The sequence below is a fragment of the Sphingomonas sp. Leaf67 genome, from assembly GCF_001421965.1.
Classification (GTDB): Bacteria; Pseudomonadota; Alphaproteobacteria; order Sphingomonadales; family Sphingomonadaceae; genus Sphingomonas.
In genome coordinates, this window is record NZ_LMLP01000024.1 from 146127 (window position 1) to 170244 (window position 24118).

The 24118-nt window shown below is 64.4% G+C and carries 18 protein-coding genes; 3 read left to right on the forward strand and 15 right to left on the reverse strand.

What is annotated here, in order from left to right:
• Positions 1 to 2: 2 nt before the first annotated feature.
• The 5 genes from ASE90_RS17650 to ASE90_RS17670 are packed head-to-tail and all read right to left on the reverse strand — an operon-like array spanning position 3 to position 9788.
• Entirely contained in the window at positions 3 to 2045 is a 2043-nt protein-coding gene (locus ASE90_RS17650) for a glycoside hydrolase family 97 protein (RefSeq protein WP_056003979.1), read from the reverse strand.
• Positions 2046 to 2062: 17 nt separating this feature from the next.
• Positions 2063 to 3667 (reverse strand): alpha-glucosidase, encoded by a 1605-nt coding sequence (locus ASE90_RS17655; protein WP_056003982.1) that lies wholly within the window; start codon positions 3665 to 3667, stop codon positions 2063 to 2065.
• Positions 3667 to 5451 (reverse strand): alpha-amylase family glycosyl hydrolase, encoded by a 1785-nt coding sequence (locus ASE90_RS17660; RefSeq protein ID WP_056003984.1) that lies wholly within the window; start codon positions 5449 to 5451, stop codon positions 3667 to 3669. Before ASE90_RS17660 ends, ASE90_RS17655 begins: the two co-directional genes overlap by 1 nt.
• Positions 5448 to 6962 carry a tryptophan halogenase family protein gene (locus tag ASE90_RS17665; RefSeq protein WP_056003987.1) on the reverse strand — a complete coding sequence of 505 codons (1515 nt, stop codon included), beginning with the start codon at positions 6960 to 6962 and terminating at the stop codon, positions 5448 to 5450. The genes ASE90_RS17660 and ASE90_RS17665 overlap by 4 nt, the downstream gene beginning before the upstream one ends.
• A gap of 57 nt (positions 6963 to 7019) precedes the next feature.
• On the reverse strand, positions 7020 to 9788 hold the full coding sequence (locus tag ASE90_RS17670) for a TonB-dependent receptor (protein WP_082449916.1): 2769 nt from the start codon (positions 9786 to 9788) through the stop codon (positions 7020 to 7022).
• A gap of 201 nt (positions 9789 to 9989) precedes the next feature.
• Here ASE90_RS17670 and ASE90_RS17675 point away from each other — a divergent pair, with 201 nt between their 5' ends.
• A complete protein-coding gene (locus ASE90_RS17675; protein ID WP_056003990.1) occupies positions 9990 to 11012 on the forward strand; it encodes a LacI family DNA-binding transcriptional regulator in 1023 nt (340 codons plus the stop codon).
• A 41-nt stretch (positions 11013 to 11053) separates the two neighbouring features.
• Entirely contained in the window at positions 11054 to 11425 is a 372-nt protein-coding gene (locus ASE90_RS17680; RefSeq protein ID WP_056003992.1) for a MerC domain-containing protein, read from the forward strand.
• A gap of 5 nt (positions 11426 to 11430) precedes the next feature.
• Here ASE90_RS17680 and ASE90_RS17685 read toward each other — a convergent pair whose 3' ends face one another.
• The 6 genes from ASE90_RS17685 to ASE90_RS17710 form a co-directional block, all read right to left on the reverse strand.
• Complete coding sequence (locus ASE90_RS17685) at positions 11431 to 12321, reverse strand: SMP-30/gluconolactonase/LRE family protein (protein ID WP_056003995.1); 891 nt, start codon at positions 12319 to 12321, stop codon at positions 11431 to 11433.
• A gap of 1 nt (position 12322) precedes the next feature.
• The gene (locus ASE90_RS17690; protein ID WP_056003998.1) at positions 12323 to 13117 is read right to left on the reverse strand and encodes an SDR family NAD(P)-dependent oxidoreductase; all 795 of its coding nucleotides are present in this window, start codon (positions 13115 to 13117) and stop codon (positions 12323 to 12325) included.
• Between the two features lie 22 nt (positions 13118 to 13139).
• A complete protein-coding gene (locus ASE90_RS17695) occupies positions 13140 to 14279 on the reverse strand; it encodes a fumarylacetoacetate hydrolase family protein (protein ID WP_056004001.1) in 1140 nt (379 codons plus the stop codon).
• A gap of 10 nt (positions 14280 to 14289) precedes the next feature.
• Complete coding sequence (locus tag ASE90_RS17700) at positions 14290 to 16068, reverse strand: IlvD/Edd family dehydratase (RefSeq protein WP_056004003.1); 1779 nt, start codon at positions 16066 to 16068, stop codon at positions 14290 to 14292.
• 68 nt (positions 16069 to 16136) lie between these two features.
• Positions 16137 to 17546 (reverse strand): sugar porter family MFS transporter, encoded by a 1410-nt coding sequence (locus ASE90_RS17705; protein WP_056004006.1) that lies wholly within the window; start codon positions 17544 to 17546, stop codon positions 16137 to 16139.
• A 125-nt stretch (positions 17547 to 17671) separates the two neighbouring features.
• Positions 17672 to 18751 carry a LacI family DNA-binding transcriptional regulator gene (locus ASE90_RS17710; RefSeq protein WP_056004009.1) on the reverse strand — a complete coding sequence of 360 codons (1080 nt, stop codon included), beginning with the start codon at positions 18749 to 18751 and terminating at the stop codon, positions 17672 to 17674.
• 158 nt (positions 18752 to 18909) lie between these two features.
• Between ASE90_RS17710 and ASE90_RS17715 the strand changes: the two genes are divergently transcribed.
• Complete coding sequence (locus ASE90_RS17715) at positions 18910 to 21318, forward strand: glycoside hydrolase family 3 N-terminal domain-containing protein (protein ID WP_200910938.1); 2409 nt, start codon at positions 18910 to 18912, stop codon at positions 21316 to 21318.
• Positions 21319 to 21759: 441 nt separating this feature from the next.
• Here ASE90_RS17715 and ASE90_RS17720 read toward each other — a convergent pair whose 3' ends face one another.
• The 4 genes from ASE90_RS17720 to ASE90_RS17735 form a co-directional block, all read right to left on the reverse strand.
• Positions 21760 to 22131, reverse strand: a complete 372-nt coding sequence (locus ASE90_RS17720) for a hypothetical protein (RefSeq protein ID WP_056004015.1) — start codon at positions 22129 to 22131, stop codon at positions 21760 to 21762.
• 125 nt (positions 22132 to 22256) lie between these two features.
• Entirely contained in the window at positions 22257 to 22685 is a 429-nt protein-coding gene (locus tag ASE90_RS17725) for an ExbD/TolR family protein (RefSeq protein WP_056004018.1), read from the reverse strand.
• A gap of 12 nt (positions 22686 to 22697) precedes the next feature.
• Positions 22698 to 23183 carry an ExbD/TolR family protein gene (locus ASE90_RS17730; RefSeq protein ID WP_056004020.1) on the reverse strand — a complete coding sequence of 162 codons (486 nt, stop codon included), beginning with the start codon at positions 23181 to 23183 and terminating at the stop codon, positions 22698 to 22700.
• A gap of 73 nt (positions 23184 to 23256) precedes the next feature.
• Entirely contained in the window at positions 23257 to 24051 is a 795-nt protein-coding gene (locus tag ASE90_RS17735) for a MotA/TolQ/ExbB proton channel family protein (RefSeq protein WP_056004023.1), read from the reverse strand.
• Between the last annotated feature and the right edge of the window lie 67 nt (positions 24052 to 24118).

A 24118-nucleotide genomic window follows, 5' to 3' on the forward strand; every position in this document is an offset into this window, starting at 1 on the left:
CTTTATTTGCGCTTCGCTGCCACGAACCGGATCGCTTCGCCACCGCCGGGTGCCAGCGCGATCGTCATCGTATCGCCCTTCTTCACCGGCCGCTGTTCGATGGCGATCGAATGGCGGGCATCGGTCCGGTAATCGGCGCCCGGTCCGTCGCGATAGATTTCCGCCGTATAGGTCTTGCCCGCATCGAGGAAATCGAGCGTCACCGTCGAGTTGCGTGCTTCCTCGTCGCCGATTGCGCCCAGATACCAGTCGTTGCTGCCCGCCGCCTTGCGTACGATCGTCGCATAATCGCCGACCTCGCCGTTCAGCACGCGGGTGTCGGACCAGTCGGTCGGCACGTCGCGGATGAACTTGAAGGCGGCGGGATAACGCGCATAATTTTCAGGCGTATCGGCCGCCATGACGACCGGTGAATACAACACGACATATAATGCCAGTTGCTTGGCGATGGTCGATTTGATCGCACTGCCATTGCTGCCGGTCAGGCTCAGCACGCCCGGCGTGAAGTCCATCGGGCCGCCCAGAAATTGGGTGAAGACCATGTTGGCTTCATGCTCGGGTGGGTTCTTGCCGCCTTCCCACGCGTTATACTCCATACCGCGTCCACCTTCGCGGCTCAGCCAGTTGGGATAGGTGCGCCGCAAGCCGGTGTCCTTGACCGGTTCATGGCTGTCGATCGATACCCTGTAGCGGGCGGCAGCGTTCAGGACGCGCTGGTGATGGTTCACCATCCATTGGCCTTCATGCCACTCGCGATGCTTCGATCCATCGGCATCGATGCGCTCGATCTGGCCGGCATCGGTGACATAGCCGGTCTTGACCACGCGTTCGCCGTGGTCGGCCGCCCATTTGAACGCGGTGTCGAGTTGCGCGTCATAATGGCTGACCGAACCGCCGGTCTCATGATGGCCGATCAGGCGTACGCCTTTCGACTTTGCATAGGCCGCCAGCGCTGCCGCATCGAAATCCTCCGTCGGGCCGCTGAAGTTCATGTCGTTGCCATTGCCGAGCCAGTCGCCGTCCCAGCCGACATTCCATCCCTCGACCAGCACTCCCTGAATGCCGTTGGCAGCAGCGAAGTCGATGTAGCGCCGGACATTCGCGGTGGTGGCGCCGTGCTTGGGCCCCCGCGCCCAGGTCCAGTCGCCCTTGATCATGTTCCACCACACGCCGACGAACTTGCCCGGCTGAATCCAGCCCGACGTGTCGCCCAGCTTGTTGGGTTCGTTGAGGTTCAGTCCGATCCGGCTGGCCGCGTACAGCCCGGCGGCATCGTCGGCGATGGCAATCGTCCGCCACGGTGTCGAAAACCCGGCAGCGCGTGTCACCTTGGGACCGTTCGACCCCGGCGTCAGCACCGCGCGAAACGTCGTTCCCTCGGCCCGGGCGAGGTTCATCGCCGAATAATCGGTCAGCGCCGCTTCGTGGATCGAGACGTGACGCCCGCTGGCAAGCTTCACTGTCATCACCGTCTGGGCGGTGCCGACCGCGTCGAGCGGGGTCTTGTTGTAAAGATACTCCTCACGATTCCATTCGAACGCCGGCTTCCACCATGCGGTGCCGGGTTCGGCAAAGGCGAACTGGGTCAGTTCGTCGGCGATGTTGACCGTCGTCAGGTTCACTTGTTTCGGCAGGGTATAGCGAAAGCCGACGCCATCATCGAACAGGCGGAAGGTGACCGCCATCTCGCGCTTCAGGTTCTTCGCCTCGCGGAAGGTGACGGTCAGTTCGGTGTGGTTGTCGCGGATCGTCTTCCACTCGCCGAACGGCTGTGTCCAACTGCTGTCCGACCGGTCGCGCTTCGTCCCCGCCAGCGTCAGCCCGCGCTCGATCTTCGGTGCGTCAGTGAACAGGAAGCCGAGCTTGCTGTCGTTCAGCACCGCCTTGCCATCCTTCGCGACCGAATAGCTGGGACGACCTTCGTTATCGAGACTGATGGCAATCGTCAGCTTGCCGTCGGGCGACGCAGCGCGTGCGACGACCTCGGCAAAGGCGGGCGAGGCCATGGCGGTCACGCCGGCCAATGCCAGCGCCAGTTTGAACATCCTCAACCCATTATTCCTTATGCTTGATCGCGGATCGCGACCTGCGCCGCGAACGGCCCGAACCGGTCCCCGTCAACGTCGCCAATGGTTTCGATGGCGCGCCAGCCGGCGCCCGCCGCAAATGCCGACGCGGCAGTCGATAGATTGAACACACACAACAACTCCTGCCCATCGAGCTCGCGTTCAAAGGCGAGGATAGCGTCCGATGCCTCGACGATGGTCATGCTGCCCGACCGCAGCGCTGGATGTGCGTTGCGCAGGCGCAGGGCGCGGCGCGTGAAGTTTAGCAACGAACGGGCGTCGTCCTCCTGCCGGTCGACCGCCAGCGGGCGATGGGTAGCACCGGCCGGCAGCCACGGCTTGCCCTTGCCGAAACCGAGATTGTCGGCATCGGCCGCCCATGGCATCGGGGTGCGCGCCCCGTCGCGCGACAGGGTCAGCGGCCAGTTGGCGATCGCCTCCGGGTCCTGCAAATCCTCGAACGCGATCTCGACCTGCGGCAGGCCCAGTTCCTCGCCATTGTACAGGAAGATATTGCCGCGCAGGCAGGCGAGCAGCATCATCTTGATCCGGCCGAAGGCATCGGCATCGGCCCCCTCGGGCAACCAGCGGGATACGGCGCGCGGCGCGTCATGGTTCTCGAACGCCCAGCTCGGCCATGGCGAACCGTCGTCCCATGGCTCGATCGCGTCGCGCAGGATGCGGGGCGACAGTTCGGGGGCGTAGAGAAAATCGAAACCATAGGCCGTGTTGAGCCGCGTATCGCCCGCGCAGAACAGCTTCATTTCACGCGTCGCGTCGTCGCCACCAATCTCCGCCACCGTAAAACGGTCGCCGTCATAGCTATCGAACAGCGCGCGCACCCGTTCAAGGAAGGCCGGAATGTCCGGATGCCCCTGATTATACAGCTTGCGCTGGAAATCGAACGGGCGGGTCCGGGTCTTGCCGTTGCTCGGCATGGGCGGATTGTCCCGCAGTTCGGGATCGTGCATCGCGAAGTTGATCGCGTCGAGCCGGAATCCGTCGACGCCGCGGTCGAGCCAGAAGCGCGCCGTGTCCAGCAACGCCTCCTGCAATTCCGCATTGTGACCATGAAGTTGCGGCTGCTCCTTCAGGAAGTTGTGCAGATAATACTGGCCGCGCCGCGCGTCCCACGTCCATGCCGGACCGCCGAATACCGACTGCCAGTTGCTGGGCGGCGAACCGTCGGGCTTGGCATCGGCCCACACGTACCAGTCGGCCTTGGGGTTCGTGCGGCTCGACCGGCTCTCGACAAACCACGGATGCTCATCGCTGGTGTGTGACCATACCTGGTCGATTATGATTTTGAGGTTCAACGCATGGGCGCGCGCGATCAAGACGTCGAAATCGGCGAGCGTGCCGAAAATCGGATCGACATCGCAATAATTTGCAACGTCATAGCCAAAGTCTTTCATCGGCGATGTGAAGAACGGCGACAGCCAGATCGCGTCGACACCCAGCGACGCGACATGGTCAAGATGCGCGGTAATGCCCGGCAAATCGCCGATACCGTCGCCATTGCTGTCCGAAAAACTGCGCGGATAGATCTGGTAGATGGTCGCGCCGTGCCACCAGCGACGGGCGTTCGCAGTCTCGGTCATTATCGGGTCTCCGCGGCGCATGCCGCATAGCCAAGGGCGGGAAGGTCGACACGGATCGCGCCGGGCGCGGTCACGGTGCCGCAACGACCGGCAAGCGCGCGGAAGCGGATCGAGGCGGTTTCGACCTGTACATTACGAGTGATCGGCGCGGTCGAGGTGTTGAAGAGCAACAGGACTTCGGCGTTGCTGGTCGGATCGAAGCGCGACATCGCGAGCAGGCCCGGCGTTTCCTCCCGCACGCGCAATAGCTGCCGTCCACGGGTCAGCGCCGGGGTCGCCGTCCGCAACTTCGCGAGGTCGGCGATCTGCCGATACAGCGGGTGGGTCGGGGTGAAGTTCGCGGTCGCCGTAGTGGCATTGGTCCCGACCAGCTTGTTGTCGTTGTACGACGCAACCTGCGATGCGAACATGTCTTCCCGCGCGTCCTGATCGTTGCCGTCGCCGGCGAAACCCTGTTCGTCGCCCGAATAGATCGTCGGCACGCCGCGCAGCGTCAGCAGCATCGCATTCGACAGCATCACGCGCGACAGGATTTCGGCATCGCTCGCCTCGGGTCGCGCTTGGCGGAGGTAGAAGGCGAAGCGGCCATTGTCATGGTTTCCGGTAAAGGTTGGCAATTGCCGCGCCATCGCCTCGCCACCGGCATACAGGACGTCGCCGTCGAACACGGTTTCGAACGCGTCAGTACCTTTCTTGCCGGCGACGGTCTGCAAAACCGCTTCGCGGAACGAAAAGTCGAGGACCGCCGGAAACTTGCCAGTCTTCGTCCACGCCGCCAGCCCGCCCGCGTCGAGCGACGACATCGCAACCTCCCCAAAGATATGGAAGTTCGGAATACCCTTCGCCCGGGCACGGTCGCGCATCGCCGGCACGAACGCTGCCCAGAATTCGGGGTTCACGTGCCGAGCCGTGTCGATGCGATATCCGTCGATGCCGAATCGGTCGATCCACCCGCCGAAGATGTCGATCATCCCGGCAACGACGCGCGGGTTTTCGGTCATCAGATCGTCCAGCCCGACGAAGTCGCCCATCTGCGAACTTTCGTTGGTGAAGGTCGTGTTGCCGCGATTATGGTAATAGATCGGATCGTTGAGCCACGCCGGGACCTTCACCGCTTTTTCGGGCGTAGGTACATAGGGGGTGTAGGCGAAGGACGGATCAGTCAGCTTGGCAAAGTTCTCGGCCGTCTGCACGCCGTCGCCGGCAAAGCCACGGTTCTTGCCCTTTGCCGCATAGGGATAGTCGGCGCGGCTGCGATAGACGCACGCGCTCTTGCCGGCACATTCGCGATACTGGATCACGTCGGCGGTGTGGTTGGCGATGATGTCCATATAGACCTTCATCCCCCGCGCATGTGCCGCATCGACCAGCGCCTTGAAATCGGCGTTGGTGCCGAGATGCGGGTCGACCTGCGTGAAGTCGGTTACCCAATAGCCGTGATAGCCCGCCGATTCCTGTCCCGGACCACCCTGTACCGGCTTGTTCCTGAAGATCGGTCCGACCCAGATCGCGGTCGCGCCGAGCGACTGGATGTAGGGCAGTCGCGCGGTCAGCCCATTCAGGTCGCCGCCATGGTAGAAGCCCTTGGCGGTCGGATCATAGCCATGGACCATCCGGTCGCCGGTCAGGCCGCCGCGATCATTGGCGCGGTCGCCATTTTCGAACCGGTCGGGCAGCACGAAATAGATCACCTCGTCCTCGGGCGCGCGGGCGCGAAAATCCTGCGCGGCGGCAGGCAGCGCGCTGGCACCCAGCGTCAGGGCGAGGAGCAGGGATCGGATCACGCGGCAACCTTTACATCGGGCGCCGGGCAGTGGGCGCGCAGGAACTGGTCATGGGTCGGCATCCGCGCGACCGTGGCGGCGACATGTTTCGAACTCATGTCGAGAAACTGGCTGCGGCGTTCGGCGGGCAGCGCATCGGCGAGCGGATGATAGCCGCCGGCCCGCACCCCCTGCCCGACCAATAGTTGCACCCATGCGACTTCAGCGAACAATTCGTGTTCGTCGCGAACGATCCGGCCGGATTCACGGAACAGAGCGATGCGTTCCGCCAGACTATCGGGCAGCGGCGTCGCACGGCGTTCCTGCCAAAAGGGTTCGTCACGACCGTTCAGCGCATAATGCGCGATCAGGAAGTCGCGAACGCCGAGCCATTCGCGTTCCGACTGGCGGTTGAACGCGGCGATATCGGCGGGACGCGGCCGGGAGGCGGGCCAGAGCGACAACAGCCGCGCAATGCCCGACTGGACCAGATGGATCGACGTCGATTCGAGCGGCTCCAGAAACCCCGCCGCCAGTCCCAGCGCGACGCAATTGCCGATCCACGGCGCATGGCGACGCCCGGTGGTGAAGCGCAGCGGCCTGGGATCGGCCAGCGCCGCTCCGTCGAGGTTGCCGAGCAACGTCGCCGCTGCTTCGTCGTCGGACAGATGCGCGCTCGAATAGACCAGCCCGTTCCCAGTCCGCGCCTGTAACGGGATGCGCCACTGCCATCCCGCCGACCGGGCAGTGGCGCGGGTATAGGGCGTAACCGGCTGTGTCGCGGCGCAGGGGACCGCCAGTGCCCGGTCGCACGGCAGCAGCGCCGACCAGTCGTCCCAACGATCGCCCGCCAGCCGCCCGATGAGCAGCGCGGCAAACCCCGAACAATCGACGAAGAAGTCGGCCGCGATGGTCCGTCCATCGTCCAGCGTGACGGTGTCGATCCCGACGTCGTTCAGACCGACCGCAACGACCCGCCCCTCGGCCCGTTCGACCCCGCCCGCCTCGGCGCGTTCGCGCAGATACGCGGCGTAGCGCGCCGCATCGAAGTGATAGGCCCACGCGATGCCCGATGGTGCCTGCGGATTGCCCGGATCGCGATCGAACCGGTTCGCCGACGCCGCGGCCGCACACGCGCTGTGCGACCATAGCGATTCCGGCGCGTCGCCGCCGCCCGCCGCCAGCCAGTAGTGATGGAACGGGACCAGCCCCAGCGACCGGCCGATCGTACCGAAGGCGTGGAGGTAGCGACTGTCCGTACCGTTCCAGCCGGCGAACTCGATACCGAGTTTGAAACTGCCCCCGGTGCGCGCGACGAAGTCGTCCTCGTCGATCCCCAGATGTTGATTGAACAGGCGAAGCTGCGGGATCGTCGCCTCGCCCACCCCGACCGTCCCGATCGCATCGGATTCGATCAGCGTCACCCGCGTATCCGCCGGCAGGAAGCGCGCGAGCGCCGCTGCCGTCATCCAGCCGGCCGAACCGCCACCGACGATCGCCACGCTACGGACGGGTACCTGATCGATCGCCATCAACGCCTCCCGTCACGTCACCCCGCCCGTCCGGTTACGGACGGCCGGCATGGGGCTTCAGAACCGGAACGATGCCCCGGCGAGAAAGCGCCGGCCATAGCTCTGATAATCGATCACCGCGAGATCGTACGACGGATCGACGGTCGCGAAGCGTTCGTCGGTCAGATTCTGTCCCTGCACGAACAGCGACAGCCCTTCGAGCGTCGTTCCCTTCGGGAATTCATAGCCGACCTGCGCATCGATGATCGTTTCGTCGAGCGCCCGGCGACGCTGGCGATTGCCACCGAAGCCCGACAGTTCGCCGACGAAGGTCGACCGGTACCGCGCCGACCCCCGCGCGCTGAAGCCCCATTTTTCGAAATAGGCGGTGCCGTTGACGACCCATTTCGAATAGCCGGGGATGTTTTCCGGCGGCGAGTTGGGATCGGGCTTGATCTGGGTCCTGGTCCACGAACCGCCCCCGGTGACGCCGAACCCGTCGAGGAACGATACGAACGTGCTGAGCGGCAGCGTGGCGGCGAGTTCGACGCCGTAGATGTTGCCGCCTTCGCCATTGATCGGCCGGTCGACGCGACCGAGGGTCGGGGTACCCGCAGGCGTGCCGGTCGGGGTCGGAAACGCGAAATAGTCGAACGGCAGCGTCTGGTTGTACACGTACGACTTCAGGTCCTTGTAGAAGCCCTGTGCCGCGATGTAGCCCGCACGCCCGAAATATTTCTCCAGCGTCAGGTCGAATGAGTTCGACCGGATCGGGCGCAGCGACGGATTGCCACCGCCGCCGGTGATCAGCTGTTCCTGCGGATTGTAGCCGAAGCCCAGCGCGACGCGCATATCGTCGAGCCGCGGCCGCTGTACCTGCCGAGCGGCACCCGCACGGATCACCCAGTCGCCGGGCATGCGCAGCGACAGGTTGAGACTGGGCATCAGGTCCCAGTAATCCGTACCTCGCGTCACCGGCGACAGCACCTGGTTGGCGGCGATCAGCCCCGACGACTTCTGTTCGGTCGCCACGGCCTGCACCCCGACGTTGCCGGTCAGGACCGATCCGCCGATTTCCTGATCGATGTCCGCCTGGACGTACATCGTCATCAGGTCTTCTTCGATACGAAACGCCTTTGCCGGCACGTCCGGACTGGTGTTGGCGTTCAGTTGGTAGACGCCACCTGCCAACAGGTCGCGCGGGTCGTAGCTCAGCATCGGTCCGAGACCCAGATAGCTGAGGCTGGTCGGTTCCTGAATATACTGGTCGGGGATCCGCAGCGAGCGCAGGCCGCCGCTCAGCGCCAATAGGCTTTCGCGCGGATCGAGCGACTTGTCGCGATCGGTATAGTTCAGCCCGGCCTTGACCGCGCCGAAGAAGCCGTCGAGTTCCTTCTCTACCTCGAACCGGTATTGCGCGATCCGGTCCTGCACCTTGCGGTCGTTGAAATAGCCGGCCTGCAGGTTGGACCCGCCCCAACCGAGCGGATCGGTCAGCAGGATCAGGTTCGGATCGGAATAGTTCAGCGTCGGGCTGAACCGCGTGCCGGTCTTGCCGCTGGTGAAGCTGATCGTGTCCTTTGCGCCGACATTCTGGCCATAGCCGGTGCCGGCATAGCTTTCGAGGATGATCTCTTCGCGGTCGGTGCGCGAATAGCTGGCATCGAGCGTGGCGTTCCAGCCATCGTCGCCGCGCCATGCCATATTGTAGCCGAATGCATAGAGCTTCGCCTTGCGCTCGAACGCGTCGTTGCGAACGACGCCCTCGACATTGCCGAACGTGCCGGCGGTGACGAAGCCGTCGCTGTTGGCGGTCGTACCGGTCAGCTTGACGCCCTGCGGCTGGGTCGGATCGTTGAAGGATTGCCCATAGCCGAGCGGCAGTTCGATACCGCGCTTCAACTGATCGTCGTTGAAGTCCGAATAGAAGCCGTCGACGGTAACGGTCAGATTATCGACCGGCTTGTATTGCAGCGTGCCCGACAGGCCGAGCCGCTTGAGACGCGTCGAGGTGACGTAGGACTTCGACCCGCCGATGACGCCCTGCCCGTTGAAACCGGCATAGCCCCAGGCGTTGAATTCCTGAATCTGGTACGGTTCGTCGAGATAGTTGGCCGACAGGGCGATGCCGATCGTGTCGTCGGCGAACTGGTCGACATAAGTGCCGCTGACCCGATAGCCCTTGTCACGCGACCCGGCGTTCAGCTTGCCGAGGTCGGCATAGGTGCCGCGTGCCCCGATCGAGATCGCCTGACGACCATATTCGAGCGGACGGACGGTGCGCAGGTCGACGGTACCCGACAAGCCCTGTCCGACCAGGTTCGCCTGACCGGTCTTGTAGACCAGGACCTGGCTCATGATTTCAGCGGGATACTGGTCGTATTCGACGGCGCGGTTGTCGCCGGTCGACGTCTGTTCGCGACCGTTGAGCAACGTCGTCGAGAAATCGGGCGCGAAGCCGCGGATCGAGATCGAGTTCGAACGACCCGACACACGCTGCGAGGTCAGACCCGGCAGGCGGGCGATCGATTCGGCGATCGATGCGTCGGGCAGCTTGCCGATATCCTCGGCACTGATCGATTCGACGACCTGATCGCGGTTCTTCTTTTCGGCGACCGCATTTTCGAGGCTGGCGCGGAAACCGGTGACGACGATATCCTCGTCCGCGTTCGTCGCGGGATCGGTCGGGTCGGTGCCGTCGGCCTGAACCGTGGTCGGCTCCGTTGCGGTCGTCGCTTGCGCCAACGCGCTGCCGTTTCCTGCCAATGCGCCTGCCGCGATCAATGCCGCGATGCTCGCGCCGCGTGCCAGCCGGGCGCATGTCAGCGCCTGCGATGAATACCGCATATCCCAATCCTCCCCAACGTTGTTCGATTCCCCGGTTCTTCCGCCCGGTTCGTCCATACCCTCTTATTGAAACCATCGGTCGCGCTTGGGAAGCGGACAGCATACGTATTCAGTCGATGCTTGCCGATGGCGGATCGGCACCGCTACACCGGTGCTTTCTCTCGATCGATCGGGCCGACAGCCGGCCGCAAAGGACCAGTCATGCCGGCGGGCGACAAGCCGACCTCCTTCGATATCGCGGCGCTGGCCGGCGTATCGCAGCCGACCGTCAGCCGGGCATTGCGCGGCGACCGGACGGTCAGCGCCGCGACGCGGCTGCGGATCGAGGCGATCGCCGCGCAGCTGAATTACAAGGTCGACAAGAACGCGTCGGCACTGCGGCGCGGCAGCACGTCGACGCTGGCGCTGCTGTTCTTCGAGGACCCTGCGCCCGACGGATCGCGGATTAACCCGTTCTTCCTGTCGATGCTGGGATCGATCCTGCACACCTGCGGGGCGCGCGGCTATGACCTGCTCACCTCGTTCCAGCACCTCTCGGCCGACTGGCATGTCGATTACGAGGACAGCCGCAAGGCGGACGGGCTGATCCTGCTCGGCTATGGCGATTTCGACGATTATTCGCGGCGACTCGACCAGTTGGTGGCGCAGGGCACGCATTTCGTGCGGTGGGGATCGGCCGATCCGGCCCATCCCGGCACCGTCATCGGCTGCGACAATTTCGCCGGCGGGCATGATGCGGGCCGGCACCTGATCGAGCGGGGACGGCGGCGAATCGCGTTCCTCGGCGACGCGTCGAGCCGGTATCCGGAGTCGCGAGACCGTTTTCGCGGGCTTGCCGCTGCGTTGCAGGACGCCGGATTGCCCGTCGATCCGGGGTTGCAGGTCGACGCATTGTCGAGCGAAGCGTCGGGCTATGACGCTGCCAGCCGGCTGATCGGGAGGGGCATCGCGTTCGACGCGATCTTTGCCGCATCGGACATGATCGCGCTGGGTGCGGTCCGCGCGCTGGCGGAATCGGGGCGAAGCGTTCCCGATGATGTCGCGCTGGTCGGTTTCGATGATATTCCCGCCGCGTCGCTGGCCCAGCCACCGCTCACCACCATCCGACAGGATTATGCCCGCGCCGGCGAATTGCTGGTCGATATGCTCATCCGGCAGATCGACCGGCGCGCGACCGCCCCCACCCTATTGCCGCCCGAACTGGTCGTTCGAAAATCGACCTGAGCCCCTTGCGGTCGATGATATAAAGTCACATTTGCGTCGGCATGCAACGTTCGACCTTTCTCGACAGCGCCGCGATCGGTGCGTCCCTGCTCTGCCTGATCCATTGCATCGGCCTGCCGATCCTGTTCGCGCTGTTGCCCGCGCTGGCGACGATCGGTCTGCCGTCGTCGGAATGGCTGCATCTCGCGCTGCTGCTGACCGCGATACCGATCAGCGGACTGGCACTGGTTGGCGGATGGCGGGTGCATGGCGCGGTGGTCCCGCTGCTGCTGGGCGGCGTGGGCCTTGCCGGGCTTGCCGCCGGACTGGCGTTCGGCAGCATGCCCGGTGCGGAAACCGCGCTGACCGTCGCCGGCAGCCTCGCGCTCGCCATGGCGCATATCGGCAACTGGCGACGGCTGCGGACCGCCTGACCGGGTCAGATTCCGACCGAAATTTCCTGCCCGGCCACGCCCGGCACGTCGACCTCGAAGCGGAACAGATTGCCCGCCAGCGGCTGCGCCGCGGCCTGATCCGCATCATGATGCTTGTTGGCCGTCGTCGCGAAGACCGTCTTGCGATCGGATCCACCGAACGCGACCTTGGTGACCGCGTCGACCGGCAGCCGGATCGTTTCCAGCAACTCGCCCTTGGGCGAATACCGGCGGATGCCCCAGCCGCCGTACAGGCTGATCCACACGCAACCCTCCGCATCGACCGCCGGTCCGTCGGGATGGCCTTCGGCATTCGGGATCGTCACGAACAGTCGCCTGTCGGTCAGCGATCCGTCTGCGGCGACGGTACAGGCATAGACATGCCCGCCCAGCGTATCGACGTGATACAGCGTCCTGCCATCGGGGCTGACCGCCGGTCCGTTGGTGATCGCGACCTGCGGGCTGGACGCGATGGCGGTGCCGTCGGCCGCAAGGCGATAGATCGCACCGGTCGCAGCACGCTCGCCATCGTCCATCGTCCCGAACCACAGCTGACCGTTCGGCGCGACCGTAGCGTCGTTCAACCGGTTGCCCGGCAGATTGGGTTCCGGATCGACTAGCAACGCAAACGCGCCGGTCGTCGGATCGAAGCGGTGCAACCCGCTTTGCAGCCCGGCGATGAACTTGCCATCGGCGGAGGGCAGCACGAACCCGCACTGTCCCGGCGCGGCCCAGCTGCGCCGCTCGCCGCTGGCCGGATCATAGCGGTGGATGCGCGGCGTCTTGATACAGACGAACCACAGCGCGTTGTCGCGGTCGACCCAATTCGGCCCTTCCAGCAACGGTGCCGACAGATCCCAGACGCTGACCGGTTCGGACTTCTGTACCTTCGTCATCCTATCGCCATCCTGCATCAACGAAAAAGCTGTGCCCGGTTACCAGCCGCGCATCGTCGGAGGCAAGGAACAGGATCATCGCAGCGATGTCACCCGCGACCAGCCGCCCGTTCAGGCACTGCGCCTTCACGATCTCGGCCTCGCCCTCGGGCGTGTACCATTTCAGCTGGCGCGGCGTGCGGACATTGCCCGGAATGACGCAGACCGAGCGGATGCCGTCGCCGCCCAGTTCGCGCGCGAAACTGCGGGTGAGCCCCTCGATCGCGGCCTTGGCAGTCTGGTAGAGGGTCAGTTCCTCCAGCGCCAGATGCCAGCTGATCGACCCCATGTTGACGATCACGCCCTTGCCCTTCGCCTTCATGCCCGGGATCACCGCCTGTGCCGCGAAGAACAGGTGGCGCAGGTTCACGCCCATCCGGTTGTCCCAATAGGCTTCGTCGACCTGCTCGATCGTGTGGCGATCGTCGCTGGCAGCGTTGTTCACCAGCACGTCGAATTCGCCACCCTCGGCAATCGCATCGGCAATCGCCGTCTTGAGCGCGGTGATATCGGTCAGGTCGACCCGCTTGAACTTCGGGGTCGGACCGACGTCCGCCAGTTCCGCGATCAGCTGCAGCGAATCCGCTTCGGCAATGTCGAAGAAGGTGACGTGTGCGCCCTGCCGCACGAACCCCTCGACCACGCCCGCGCCGATCCCCGACCCGCCGCCGGTGATGAGTACACGCTTGTTGCCAAGCGAAGGAAACGAGGCGCGAGCTTCGGGCGCGATCGGGTAGGCGAAATCGTCAGGCGACATGGGTGCTTCCAGCAAAGAGGTGTCAGGCGGCGATCAGGCCGCGGCGCGCAAGGTTGCGCATCAGGTCTCGGATGCCGAAATTCCATGGATCGGCAGCCTTCGACGTGGTGACGGTGTTGGCCAGCTCGCCCAACGACGGGGTCGAGATCCGCACGACATCGCCCGGCTTGTGGGTGAAGCCTCGGCCCGGTTCGTCACGGTCCTGCACCGGCGCGAACAACGTGCCGAGGAACAGGACGAAGCCGTCGGGATATTGATGTTCGGACAAAGCCTGCCGCACCAGATCCTCGGGATCGCGGCTGATCTCGCGCATCGTGCTGGCGCCGGTCAGGACATAGCCTTCGGGACCGTCGATGCGCAGGTCGACCACGGCGTTGCGCACCGTATCCATCGTGAAATGGTCGTCGAACAGGCGGATGAACGGGCCGATCCCGGTCGAGGCGTTATTGTCCTTCGCCTTGCCGAGCAGCAGCGCCGAGCGGCCTTCGAAATCACGCAGATTGACGTCGTTGCCCAGCGTCGCGCCGACCGCCTTGCCGTCGCTGGTGGCGACGACGACGATTTCCGGCTCCGGGTTGTTCCACGACGAGTCCGACCGGATGCCGACGTCGCCGCCCCATCCGATCGTCGATAGGACGGGAGCCTTGGTGAACACCTCGGCATCGGGGCCGATCGCGACCTCCAGATACTGCGACCACATGCCCGCGTCGATCAGCGCGGCTTTCAGTTCGGCGGCTTCGGACGAACCCGGCTTTACCGAGCGGATGCCACCGCCGATGCGCGCTTCCAGATCGCCGCGAATACCCTGCGCCGCATCGGCATCGCCGCGCGCGCGTTCCTCGATCACCCGCTCCAGCGCGGAAACGGCAAAGGTCACGCCCGCCGCCTTTACGCATTGCAGGTCGATCGGCGACAGGATCGGCGGATGCTCGCCCGCCGGATCGGCCAACGCCGCCGCATCGCACACGACCGGACCGTCGAGCAGCGCAATATCGCTCCGTTCCAGCAGGTCGGCGACCGTCGCGGCGTGGGCCGATACGTCGATGACCTTGCCCCCCTTCACGACGACCGGCGTCGGGCCATCGGCCAGTTCCATCCGCCCGACCAGCAGCGCCTGATCGTGATCCACCGGCAGCATCCGCGCGGCATGTTCGCTCTTCATGTCCGTTTCCTCAGTGGTTGTGGCGCGGCGTCGTTTCCGACGTCCGGCGATATTTCAATGCAAGGTCGAGCACGCCGCCGTCACCAAGCTGGCCGACCTTCTCCCGGTAGATTTCCTCCCATGGCGTCTGGCTGGCCGGGACCGGGGGAATACCGTCGCCCTTGCGCCGCGCGATCTCTTCGTCGGTCACCAGCATGTCGCAGCGACCATGGTTCAGATCGATGCGGATGGTGTCGCCGGTACGCAGCCAAGCAAGTCCCCCGCCGACCGCGCTTTCGGGGGAAGCGTTCAGGATCGACGGGCTGTCCGACGTCCCCGACTGCCGTCCGTCGCCGATCGTCGGCAGGCTCTGGATACCGCGTTGCAGGAGTGCGGCGGGCGGTTGCATGTTGGTGACCTCGGCCGACCCCGGCCATCCGATCACGCCCGCGCCGCGAATAACGAGGATGCAGTTTTCGTCGATATCGAGCGCCGGATCGTCGATGCGGTGGTGATAATCGTCCGACCCGTCGAACACGATCGCCCGCCCCTCGAAACAGCCTTCATTGCCGGACTGCGACAGATAGCGCGCCCGAAAATCCGGGCTGATGACGCTGGTCTTCATGATCGCCACGTCGAATAGATTGCCCGACAGGACGAGGAAGCCGGCCTGTTCCTTGAGCGGCTGGTCGTAGGGTCGGATGACCTCGCGGTCGGTGGCGAAGCGGTTGACGACATTCTCGCCCAGCGTTCGGCCGGTGACGGTTGCGACATTGCCGTCGATCTTCCCCACCGCGATCAGTTCGGACAGCACCGCCGGCACGCCACCCGCGCGGTGGAAGCGTTCGCCAAGGAAGCGCCCGGCCGGCTGTACATCGACCAGCAACGGCAAGTCATAGCCATAGTCCATCCAGTCGGACGGCTTCAGCTCGATATCGGCATGGCGCGCCATCGCGTGGAGGTGCGGATGGGCGTTCGACGATCCGCCGATCGCGGTGATGAGCGCGATCGCGTTCAGGAACGACTGGCGCGTCAGGATTTTCGAGGGGCGCAGATCGTCATAGGCCATGTCGACGATCCGTCGGCCGGTCTCGTAGGCGATCTGTCCGCGTTCGCGATAGGGTGCCGGGATCGCCGCGCAGCCGGGCAATGACATGCCCAGCCCTTCGGCGATGGCGTTCATGGTCGATGCGGTGCCCATGGTGTTGCAATGGCCCGCCGACGGTGCCGAAGCGGTCGCCGCCTCCAGAAACTCTTCCTCGGTGATCTCGCCCGCCGCCAGCCTGCGGCGTGAGCGCCAAATGACCGTGCCCGACCCGACCAGATCGCCGTCGTGCCAGCCGTCGAGCATCGGTCCGCCCGACAGGACGATCGCAGGAATATCAACGGTCGACGCCGCCATGATCGCCGATGGCGTGGTCTTGTCGCACCCGGTGGTCAGCACCACCGCGTCGATCGGATAGCCGTTCAGGACCTCGACCAACCCGAGATAGGCGAGGTTGCGGTCGATCGCCGCGGTCGGGCGGCGGCAATTCTCGAAGATCGGATGGGTCGGGAACTCCATCGGGATGCCGCCCGCCGCCTCGATCCCGGCCTTCACGCGCTTGACGGTTTCGAGGTGAATGCGGTTGCATGGCGTCAGGTCGGACCCCGACTGGGCGATGCCGATGATCGGCCGCCCGCCGGTCAGTTCCTTTGGCGTGATGCCATAGTTCATGAACCGCTCGAGATAGAGCGCGGCCATGTCGAGCCGGCCGGGTGCGGCGAACCATTCGCGCGATCGGAACGGACGGACGGGAGTGCGGGTCATCGGTTCTTCCTGATGCCCCTTCCGCTTGAAAGCGCAAGGGGCGGGTTACGGTCGGGAAAAGGCCGGGCTCAGCCCCGCATTTCCTCCAGTTCCTTGCCGTTCGTTTCCTGAATGAAGCGCAGGACGAGGAAGAAACTGATCGCGGCGAAGGTGGCGTAGAAGCCGTAGGTGATGGTCAGGCCCAGCCCGGCGGCCATCACCGGGAAGGTCCAGGTGATGACGAAGTTCGCGAACCACTGCGCGAACCCGCACACTGCCAGCGCCGACCCACGGATCTGGTTGGGGAACATCTCACCCAGCATCACCCACATGATCGGGCCCCAGCTGACGTTGAAGAAGACGACGTACAGATTGGCGGCGATCAGCGCGGTGGTCCCCAGCCCGGCCGACAGTTGCAGTTTGCCCGCCGCGTCGAGCGTACCGTTGTGGAAACAATAGACGAGCGCGAACAGCGTGACGGCCATGCCCGCCGATCCGATCAGCAACAGCGGCTTGCGGCCGATCTTGTCGACCAGTCCGACGGTGACGAAACACGCCGCGATCGAGACGAGACCCGACACGATATTGATCTGAAGCGACTGATCTTCGGTAAAGCCCGCGAGCTGCCACAGGGTCGCGCCGTAATAGAAGATCACGTTGATACCGACGAGCTGCTGGAACACCGCCAGCAACAGCCCGGCCCATACGATCGGGCGGATGCCGCCGCGTGCCGGGTCCTTGATGTCGGACAGCCGGGGCTTGTGGTCCTTGTCGAAGCTTGTGGCGATCTCGCCGATCTTCACTTGCGCGGCGGCCGGTCCGAACAGGCGGGTCAACACGATGCGCGCTTCGTCCAACCGTCCCTTCTGCACCAGGAAGCGCGGGCTTTCGGGAATGAAGGTCAGCGCGACGAGGAATACGGCGGCGGGAATCGCCTGCATCCAGTACATCCAGCGCCACGCCTCGTATCCGCCCCACCACATCGCGGTCGACGAACCGGCGGCACCAGCCAGATAATAGTTCACGACGAACGCAGCGGTCAGGCCGGTGATGATCATGATCTGCTGGATGGTGGTCATCCGCCCGCGGATATTGGCGGGGGCGACTTCGGAGATATACGCCGGCGACAGCACCGACGCTGCACCCACCGCCATGCCGCCCATGAACCGCGCGACGATAAAGATGATCTGCAGATGGCTGAAACCCTGAATGATCGCGCCGACCAGGAACAGGATCGCGGCCAGCATCATCACCTTGCGCCGGCCCATCGTGTCGGCCAGCTTGCCAGCGAGGAACGCGCCGACGAAACAACCGACCAGCAGCGAACCGACGGTCAGGCCAAGGCCGTTTTCAGTCAGGTTGAAGGCGGACTTCAGCCCTTCCTGCGTGCCGTTGACCGCACCGCTGTCATATCCGAACAACAGCCCCCCGATCGTCGCCACTGCGACGATCGCGATGACGAGCGCGATGTTCACGCGCTCCCCCGTCGCCTCTACCATCCCCATCCACTCCATTTTCTCGCCGCAGTTAGAAACGGCGTGTTAGCGGTAACGGTGGCGAATTATTAAGACAAATGCAAGCGTCCGCGACGACGGCCCGGCGCCTTTTACGCCGGTGAATGCCACTATATCGTTCCCGGACGAACGGCCACCCCCGGCACCGGCCCCGACGACTCGCGTACGATCAGTTCATGGTCAAGGACGCGGTCCTCGCCAGCGGCGGACCCCTGACCCATGCGACGATCGCGCAGTTGCCCCAACAGTATCTCGACCGCGGCCTCCGCCATCGCCGCGATCGGCTGGCGAATCGTGGTTATTTCCGGCCACGTCGTTGTCGCCAGCGACGTATCGTCGAACCCGACGATGCTGAGATCGTCGGGGACGTGCAACCCGCGCCGATGCGCGACGCTGATCGCCGCCGCGGCCATGTCGTCGTTGCAGGCAAAGATGGCGGTTGGCCGGTCGGCGCGATCGATCAAACGCTCACCGGCGTCGATCCCCGATCGAAAGGTGAAATAACCCTGCTCGACCGGCATGTCGTTCAGATCGAGGCCGGCTGCTTCGATGGCGGCGACGAAGCCGCGCCACCGCTCGGCGCTCGATCCGTTGTTGGGATCGCCGCGCACGAAACCGATACGGCGATGGCCGAAGTCGATCAGATGCTGGGTCATTGCCCGTGCTGCTGCGCAATCGTCGATCCGCACCGACGACCGCCCCGATTGCGCCACGCCGACCGCGACCGCGACCGACGGCGTGCCCGCCGCGTCGAGTTCGTCGCGCACCGGCACCGAATCCGATAAGGGCGGCGGCAGGATCACCCCCTGCACGGCCGTCGATGCGAAGCGCCGCGCGCCCTCCGCCTGTGCTTCGGCACTGTCGCCATCGCACGGTTCGAGAACCAGATGACAGCCGACCTTGCGCGCACCCTCCAGCGCCCCAATCAAAAAATTGGACAGATAGGCGAGCGACGGGTTGGCGTAGAGTAATCCGATCTGCGCTGCCTCTCCGGCGGCCAGACTTCGCGCGGCGCTGTTGGGCCAATAGTTGAGCTGCTCGATCGCCGCCATTACCGCTTCGCGCGTCGACTGACGAACATTCACGCCGCCATTGACCACGCGCGAAACCGTCATTGCCGATACGCCCGCCAACCTTGCGACGTCCTGCACGGTCACGCTGCCACCGCTACGACGACTTGGCTTTTCCATGGATGAAAACGGCTCCCTTGGTGCAAGGCTTATGGCGCGGAACGAATGAATGCAATTGGCACGATCGGTTGACGAATTTCCCAACCCAAGATAGCTGATAGCGCTACCAAATAGCGGCGGCGGGTGAACCGGATGCCGAATGTCCTGGGAGAGAGATCTTGACCCTTCGCGCCAAGCCCGTACGCCTTGCGCTTGCCTGTCTGCTGGCGACCGCCGCGACCGGTACCCTCGTCGCACAGACCCGCCCCAACCGTCCGGTATCGGCCGAACGGCTGCTGTACAAGGACGCGTCGCAACCGGTTGCTGCCCGGGTCGAGGACCTGCTGCGCCGCATGACGCTGGAGGAAAAGGTCGCCCAGATGATCGGCGTATGGGAAAAGAAGGGCGCTATTCAGGACGCGAAGGGCAATTTCTCGGCGGCGAAGGCATCGCGCGTCTTTCCTGATGGCCTCGGCCAGATCACCCGCCCCTCCGACAAGCGCGGCGTGACCGCCAGCAACAACGCGGCCGGCGTCGCCGCCGACGCGGTCAACCGCACCGCGCAGGAAACTGCCGACTATATCAACGCCGCACAGCGCTGGGCGGTCGAACGGACCCGGCTCGGCATCCCGATGATCATGCATGAGGAAGCGCTGCACGGCTATGTCGCGCGCGGGGCGACCAGCTTTCCGCAGTCGATCGCACTGGCATCGTCATGGGACCCGGCGCTGGTCGAGCGGGTTTTCGGCGTTGCCGCGCGCGAAATGCGCGCCCGTGGTGCCAACCTTGCCCTCGCTCCCGTCGTCGACGTCGCGCGGGACCCGCGTTGGGGCCGGATCGAGGAGACCTATGGCGAAGACCCGCATCTCGTCGGCGAAATGGGCCTTGCCGCGATTCGCGGGTTCCAGGGCTCGACCCTCCCGCTCGCGCCGACCAAGGTCATGGTCACGCTCAAGCACATGACCGGCCATGGTCAGCCGGAGAACGGGACCAATGTCGGCCCGGCCAATATTTCCGAACGGACGCTGCGCGAGAACTTTTTCCCGCCGTTCGAACGCGCAGTGAAGGAACTGCCGGTACAGGCAGTAATGGCGTCGTATAACGAGATCGACGGCATCCCCAGCCATGCCAACAAATGGCTGCTCGACGACGTGCTGCGCCGCGAATGGGGGTATAAGGGGTCGGTGGTCAGCGACTATTTCGCGATCAAGGAACTGAACGTCCGCCACCATCTGTACGGCACCGACATGGCCGCCGCCGGGCGCCGCGCGCTGGATGCCGGCGTCGATATGGAATTGCCCGACGCGGAGGGCTGGTCGACCCTCGCAGCGATGGTCAAGTCGGGGCAGGTCCCGCAGGAACAGGTCGACAATGCCGTCCGCCGCATCCTGACCATGAAGTTCCAGATGGGCCTGTTCGAAAACCCCTATGCCGATGCCCGCACCGCCGAGGCCAAGACCGCGACGCCCGACGCGATCGCGCTGGCCCGCGAGGCCGCCGTCCGGTCGATGGTCCTGTTGAAGAACCGCAACAACCTGCTGCCGCTCGACCCGGCCAGGGTCGGCAAGATGCTGGTCGTCGGCACCCATGCGCGCGACACCCCGATCGGCGGCTATTCGGACGTACCCAAGCATGTGGTTAGCGTGCTGGAGGGCATGCAGCAGGCCGCAAAGGGCCGCTTCTCGGTCGATTATGCCGAAGGTGTTCGCCTGACCCGCAGCCGGCAATGGGCCGCCGACAAGGTCGAACTGGTCCCGGCGGCCGAGAATGCCCCGTTGATCGAGGAAGCGGTGCGAAAGGCGGCGCAGGCCGACACCATCCTGCTGGTGTTGGGCCAAAACGAACAATTGAGCCGTGAGGCATGGGCAGACGCGCATCTCGGCGACCGGCAGAAGCTCGACCTGATCGGCGAGCAGAACGAACTGGCCCGCCGCCTGTTCGCGACCGGCAAGCCGGTGGTGGTCGTGCTGCTGAACGGCGGCCCGCTCGCCGCGACCTATCTGGAGGCGAACGCCCCCGCGATCGTCGAAGGCTGGTATCTGGGACAGGAAACCGGCAACGCCGTCGCCGATGTCGTGCTCGGTCGCGCCAATCCGGGCGGCAAACTGCCGGTATCGGTCCCGCGCAGCGAAGGCCAGCTGCCGATCTTCTACAACCACAAGCCGACCTCGCGGCGCGGGTATCTGTTCGACACCACCGCCCCGCTCTACCCGTTCGGCTATGGCCTGTCCTATACCAGCTTCGACATCGGTGCACCGCGCCTTGCCAAGGCGACGATCGGCCGCGACGACACGGTGCGCGTGTCGGTTGATGTCGCGAACACCGGCCGCCGCGTCGGTGACGAGGTCATCCAGCTTTACGTCCGCGACGACGAAGCGACCGTTACCCGCCCGGTACTCGAACTGAAACACTTCCAGCGCGTGACGTTGCAGCCGGGTGAAAAGCGGACGGTTACGTTCGACCTGAAGCCGGCGGACCTCGCCTTCTGGAACGTCGCGATGCACCGCGTCGTCGAACCGGGCACGTTCACGATCAGTGCGGGCAACAGCTCGACGGCACTGAAGACGGCGACCCTGACGGTTCGCTGAGCACCAGCGCTGCCGCTATCCGCGTCATCCCGACAATTTTTCGGGGTAACGCGGGTAACGGTGACGTGGTGACTGCCGATAATGTGTTCAGTCACCGAAGCGCAGACGCCGCTCGGGTCAAGGCTTGCGTACAGCAGCCCACTAACCCCGATCTAAATTCGATCAAAATATCTTTCGCCAAGCTTGAACGCCTGGTGCGAAAGGCTCGGGAACGCAACGGTGAGAGCGTTTGGAACCGCATTGGGTCACCCCTCGAAGGCTTCCCGCCAACACAATGCTCAAGCTGCGCTCGCTGGCGCTACGGTATGATCGCCACTGGCTTCACGTTAGAACAACAAAACGCCGTCGGCTTAAGCCGACGGCGCTTTCTTGTTCAGCATGGCCAGTCGACGCAAACCACGTCAACCAAGAGGCATACGGCCTAGCACCTAACCTTATGGGTCATCGGGCGGTCAGTTGCTGCGTACCGGACCGGTCGAGCATTCGAAGTCCGCGGCGGGCTACGTCATGTGCGCGCGCGACCTGATCCGACTGCATCAGCAAGGACGCATCCTCGCCTGCCAACACGCGAGTGTATAAAGCGCGAGCTGCGTCGGGACGATCCGTCATCGCATACACAGCCGCCAAGTTCAGCAAAACCTGTGGTTCACGGCTGCCGGCGCGGGTGTCGCGTTCTAGGGCGCGTTCGGCTTGTGGTAGTTTGCCGGCCTCTATTGCCGCGTGCGCGTATTGCGCATCCTGGGCGTTCGCGCTGGCGGCGAAACCCATGGCCGCCAGCGCCGGGGCAAGCAGTACGAGCGTTCCGATTCGCATGACATCATCTCCTGTTTGTTACATCGTGATGACATCAATGTTTCACTTTTACGACGGCTCCGCAAGCCGGGCACAAAAAAAGGGGCGGCCGAAGCCGCCCCTTTGCGAGACAGTAGTGCGCGCGATCAGAAGTCGGCGCGGTACTGTTCGTTGCCGACGAAGCCGAGCTTCGTCACGTTCGCCCGCTTGATGATCGCAAGCACCCCGTCGACCACTTCGTACCGCGCATTTGCGTCCGGCTGGAAATGGAGTTCGGGCTGCGGGCTCATCGCCACCGTCTGATCGAGAAACTGGGTCAGCGTGACCTCGTCTACCGGCGTACCGTTCCAGAAGGTCTGGCCCTGCGCGTTGATCGCGATCTTGTTCTTGACCGGATCAGGCTGGTTCTGCTGGTTCGGGTTGGGCTGCGGAAGATCGACCTTCACCGCGTGGCTCTGGATCGGGATGGTGATGATGAACATGATCAGGAGCACGAGCAGCACGTCGATCAACGGCGTGGTGTTCATGTCCATCATGGGTTCGTCGTCTGAGCGACCGCCACTGCTCATTGCCATGTCAGGCTACTCCTATTGACGCGCGCGCGGCGTGGTATTGGGGTCCGGTTCGGAAATGAACCCGACCTTCGCAAAGCCCGCCGACTGCATCGTGTAGATCGTACCGCCGATGCAGCGATACGGGGTGTTCACGTCGCCACGGATGTGCACTTCGGGCAGTTCCAGCTTCGGATTGCCGATCCCGCCCTGACGGGCGATTTCGTCTTCCAGCTTCTTGACCGCGCGGGTGCGCAGCTCGTCAGCGTTGACCCGGGTCAGACCCCAGTACACCGCACATTCGTTGCCGAGGCCCTGTACCGAAAGCGATACGTTTTCAGGCTTGGTCGTCGTCGGTTCGAACACGACCTTCGGGACCTTCAGACCGCTCACCTGCTGCACCACGACCGGAACCGCGATCAGGAAGATGATCAGCAGCACGAGCATGACGTCCACGAGCGGCGTGGTATTGATGTCCGAGAGGGGGGCTTCTTCGCCGCCGCCGCCAACACTCATCGCCATGAGGCTATCCTATCCACTTTTACTCAATCGAACCGGCGGGATCGGTTACGACCCCGCCGGTGTCAGCGTCCAATCAGACGCGCGGTGCGGTCGGCACGCCACCGGCCTGGCCGGCGGTGGTGCTGCCGACTGCCGGCTTGGCGACAGGCGCCGGGCCGCGAGCGGCAATGGCCGGACGAACCGCACCGTTCGACGCGAGGAAGCCCAGCACGTCGTTCGAGAAGGACGACAGATCCTTCTGGATCGACTTGTTGCGGCTCTGCAGCCAGTTGTAGGCGAGCACGGCAGGAACCGCGACGACCAGACCGATGGCGGTCATGATGAGCGCTTCACCGACCGGACCGGCGACGTCGCCGATGGCGGCCTGACCGGCGGCACCGATCTTCACCAGCGCGCGGTAGATGCCGACGACGGTACCGAACAGACCGACGAACGGCGAGGTCGCGCCGACGGTAGCGAGGAACGGCAGGCCGCTGTTCAGCTTCGAGTTGATCGACGCTTCCGAACGGGCGAGCGAACCGTGCAGCCAGTCATGTGCTTCGACCGGGTCGGTCAGCTTGCCATGCTGTTCCTGCGCGGAAAGGCCGTCGTCGACGATCTGGCGATAGGCCGAGTTCTTGTCGAGCTTCGCGGCGCCTTCACGCAGCGAGTTCGACTGCCAGAACGACGCCTGAACGCGCTTCGCCTGGTTCATGATCTTCTGCTGTTCGAACAGCTTGGTGAAGAGAATGTAGAACGAACCGACCGACATGATGACGAGAATGACCAGCGTGCTGATCGCGATCGCGCCGCCCTGCTGCAGTGCTTCGTAGAAGCCGAAGTTCGGAGCCCCGGCGGGTGCGCCGGCAGCAAGAATCGGAATGAGCATCGAATCGTTTCCTTAGATCTGATATGTTCTTGAAGAATATGCCCCGGTATTGCCCCGCGTCGTTTTC

Excerpts from the sequence above, each read along its gene's own strand:
- ASE90_RS17725 (WP_056004018.1), bottom strand. The coding sequence starts at position 22,685 with ATGGCAATGAGCAGTGGCGGTCGCTCAGACGACGAACCCATGATGGAC.
- ASE90_RS17675 (WP_056003990.1), top strand. The coding sequence starts at position 9,990 with ATGCCGGCGGGCGACAAGCCGACCTCCTTCGATATCGCGGCGCTGGCC.
- ASE90_RS17700 (WP_056004003.1), bottom strand. The coding sequence starts at position 16,068 with ATGACCCGCACTCCCGTCCGTCCGTTCCGATCGCGCGAATGGTTCGCC.
- ASE90_RS17720 (WP_056004015.1), bottom strand. The coding sequence starts at position 22,131 with ATGCGAATCGGAACGCTCGTACTGCTTGCCCCGGCGCTGGCGGCCATG.
- ASE90_RS17735 (WP_056004023.1), bottom strand. The coding sequence starts at position 24,051 with ATGCTCATTCCGATTCTTGCTGCCGGCGCACCCGCCGGGGCTCCGAAC.
- ASE90_RS17710 (WP_056004009.1), bottom strand. The coding sequence starts at position 18,751 with ATGGAAAAGCCAAGTCGTCGTAGCGGTGGCAGCGTGACCGTGCAGGAC.
- ASE90_RS17665 (WP_056003987.1), bottom strand. The coding sequence starts at position 6,962 with ATGGCGATCGATCAGGTACCCGTCCGTAGCGTGGCGATCGTCGGTGGC.
- ASE90_RS17685 (WP_056003995.1), bottom strand. The coding sequence starts at position 12,321 with ATGACGAAGGTACAGAAGTCCGAACCGGTCAGCGTCTGGGATCTGTCG.
- ASE90_RS17680 (WP_056003992.1), top strand. The coding sequence starts at position 11,054 with ATGCAACGTTCGACCTTTCTCGACAGCGCCGCGATCGGTGCGTCCCTG.
- ASE90_RS17670 (WP_082449916.1), bottom strand. The coding sequence starts at position 9,788 with ATGCGGTATTCATCGCAGGCGCTGACATGCGCCCGGCTGGCACGCGGC.
- ASE90_RS17695 (WP_056004001.1), bottom strand. The coding sequence starts at position 14,279 with ATGAAGAGCGAACATGCCGCGCGGATGCTGCCGGTGGATCACGATCAG.
- ASE90_RS17650 (WP_056003979.1), bottom strand. The coding sequence starts at position 2,045 with ATGTTCAAACTGGCGCTGGCATTGGCCGGCGTGACCGCCATGGCCTCG.
- ASE90_RS17730 (WP_056004020.1), bottom strand. The coding sequence starts at position 23,183 with ATGGCGATGAGTGTTGGCGGCGGCGGCGAAGAAGCCCCCCTCTCGGAC.
- ASE90_RS17705 (WP_056004006.1), bottom strand. The coding sequence starts at position 17,546 with ATGGTAGAGGCGACGGGGGAGCGCGTGAACATCGCGCTCGTCATCGCG.
- ASE90_RS17690 (WP_056003998.1), bottom strand. The coding sequence starts at position 13,117 with ATGTCGCCTGACGATTTCGCCTACCCGATCGCGCCCGAAGCTCGCGCC.
- ASE90_RS17655 (WP_056003982.1), bottom strand. The coding sequence starts at position 3,667 with ATGACCGAGACTGCGAACGCCCGTCGCTGGTGGCACGGCGCGACCATC.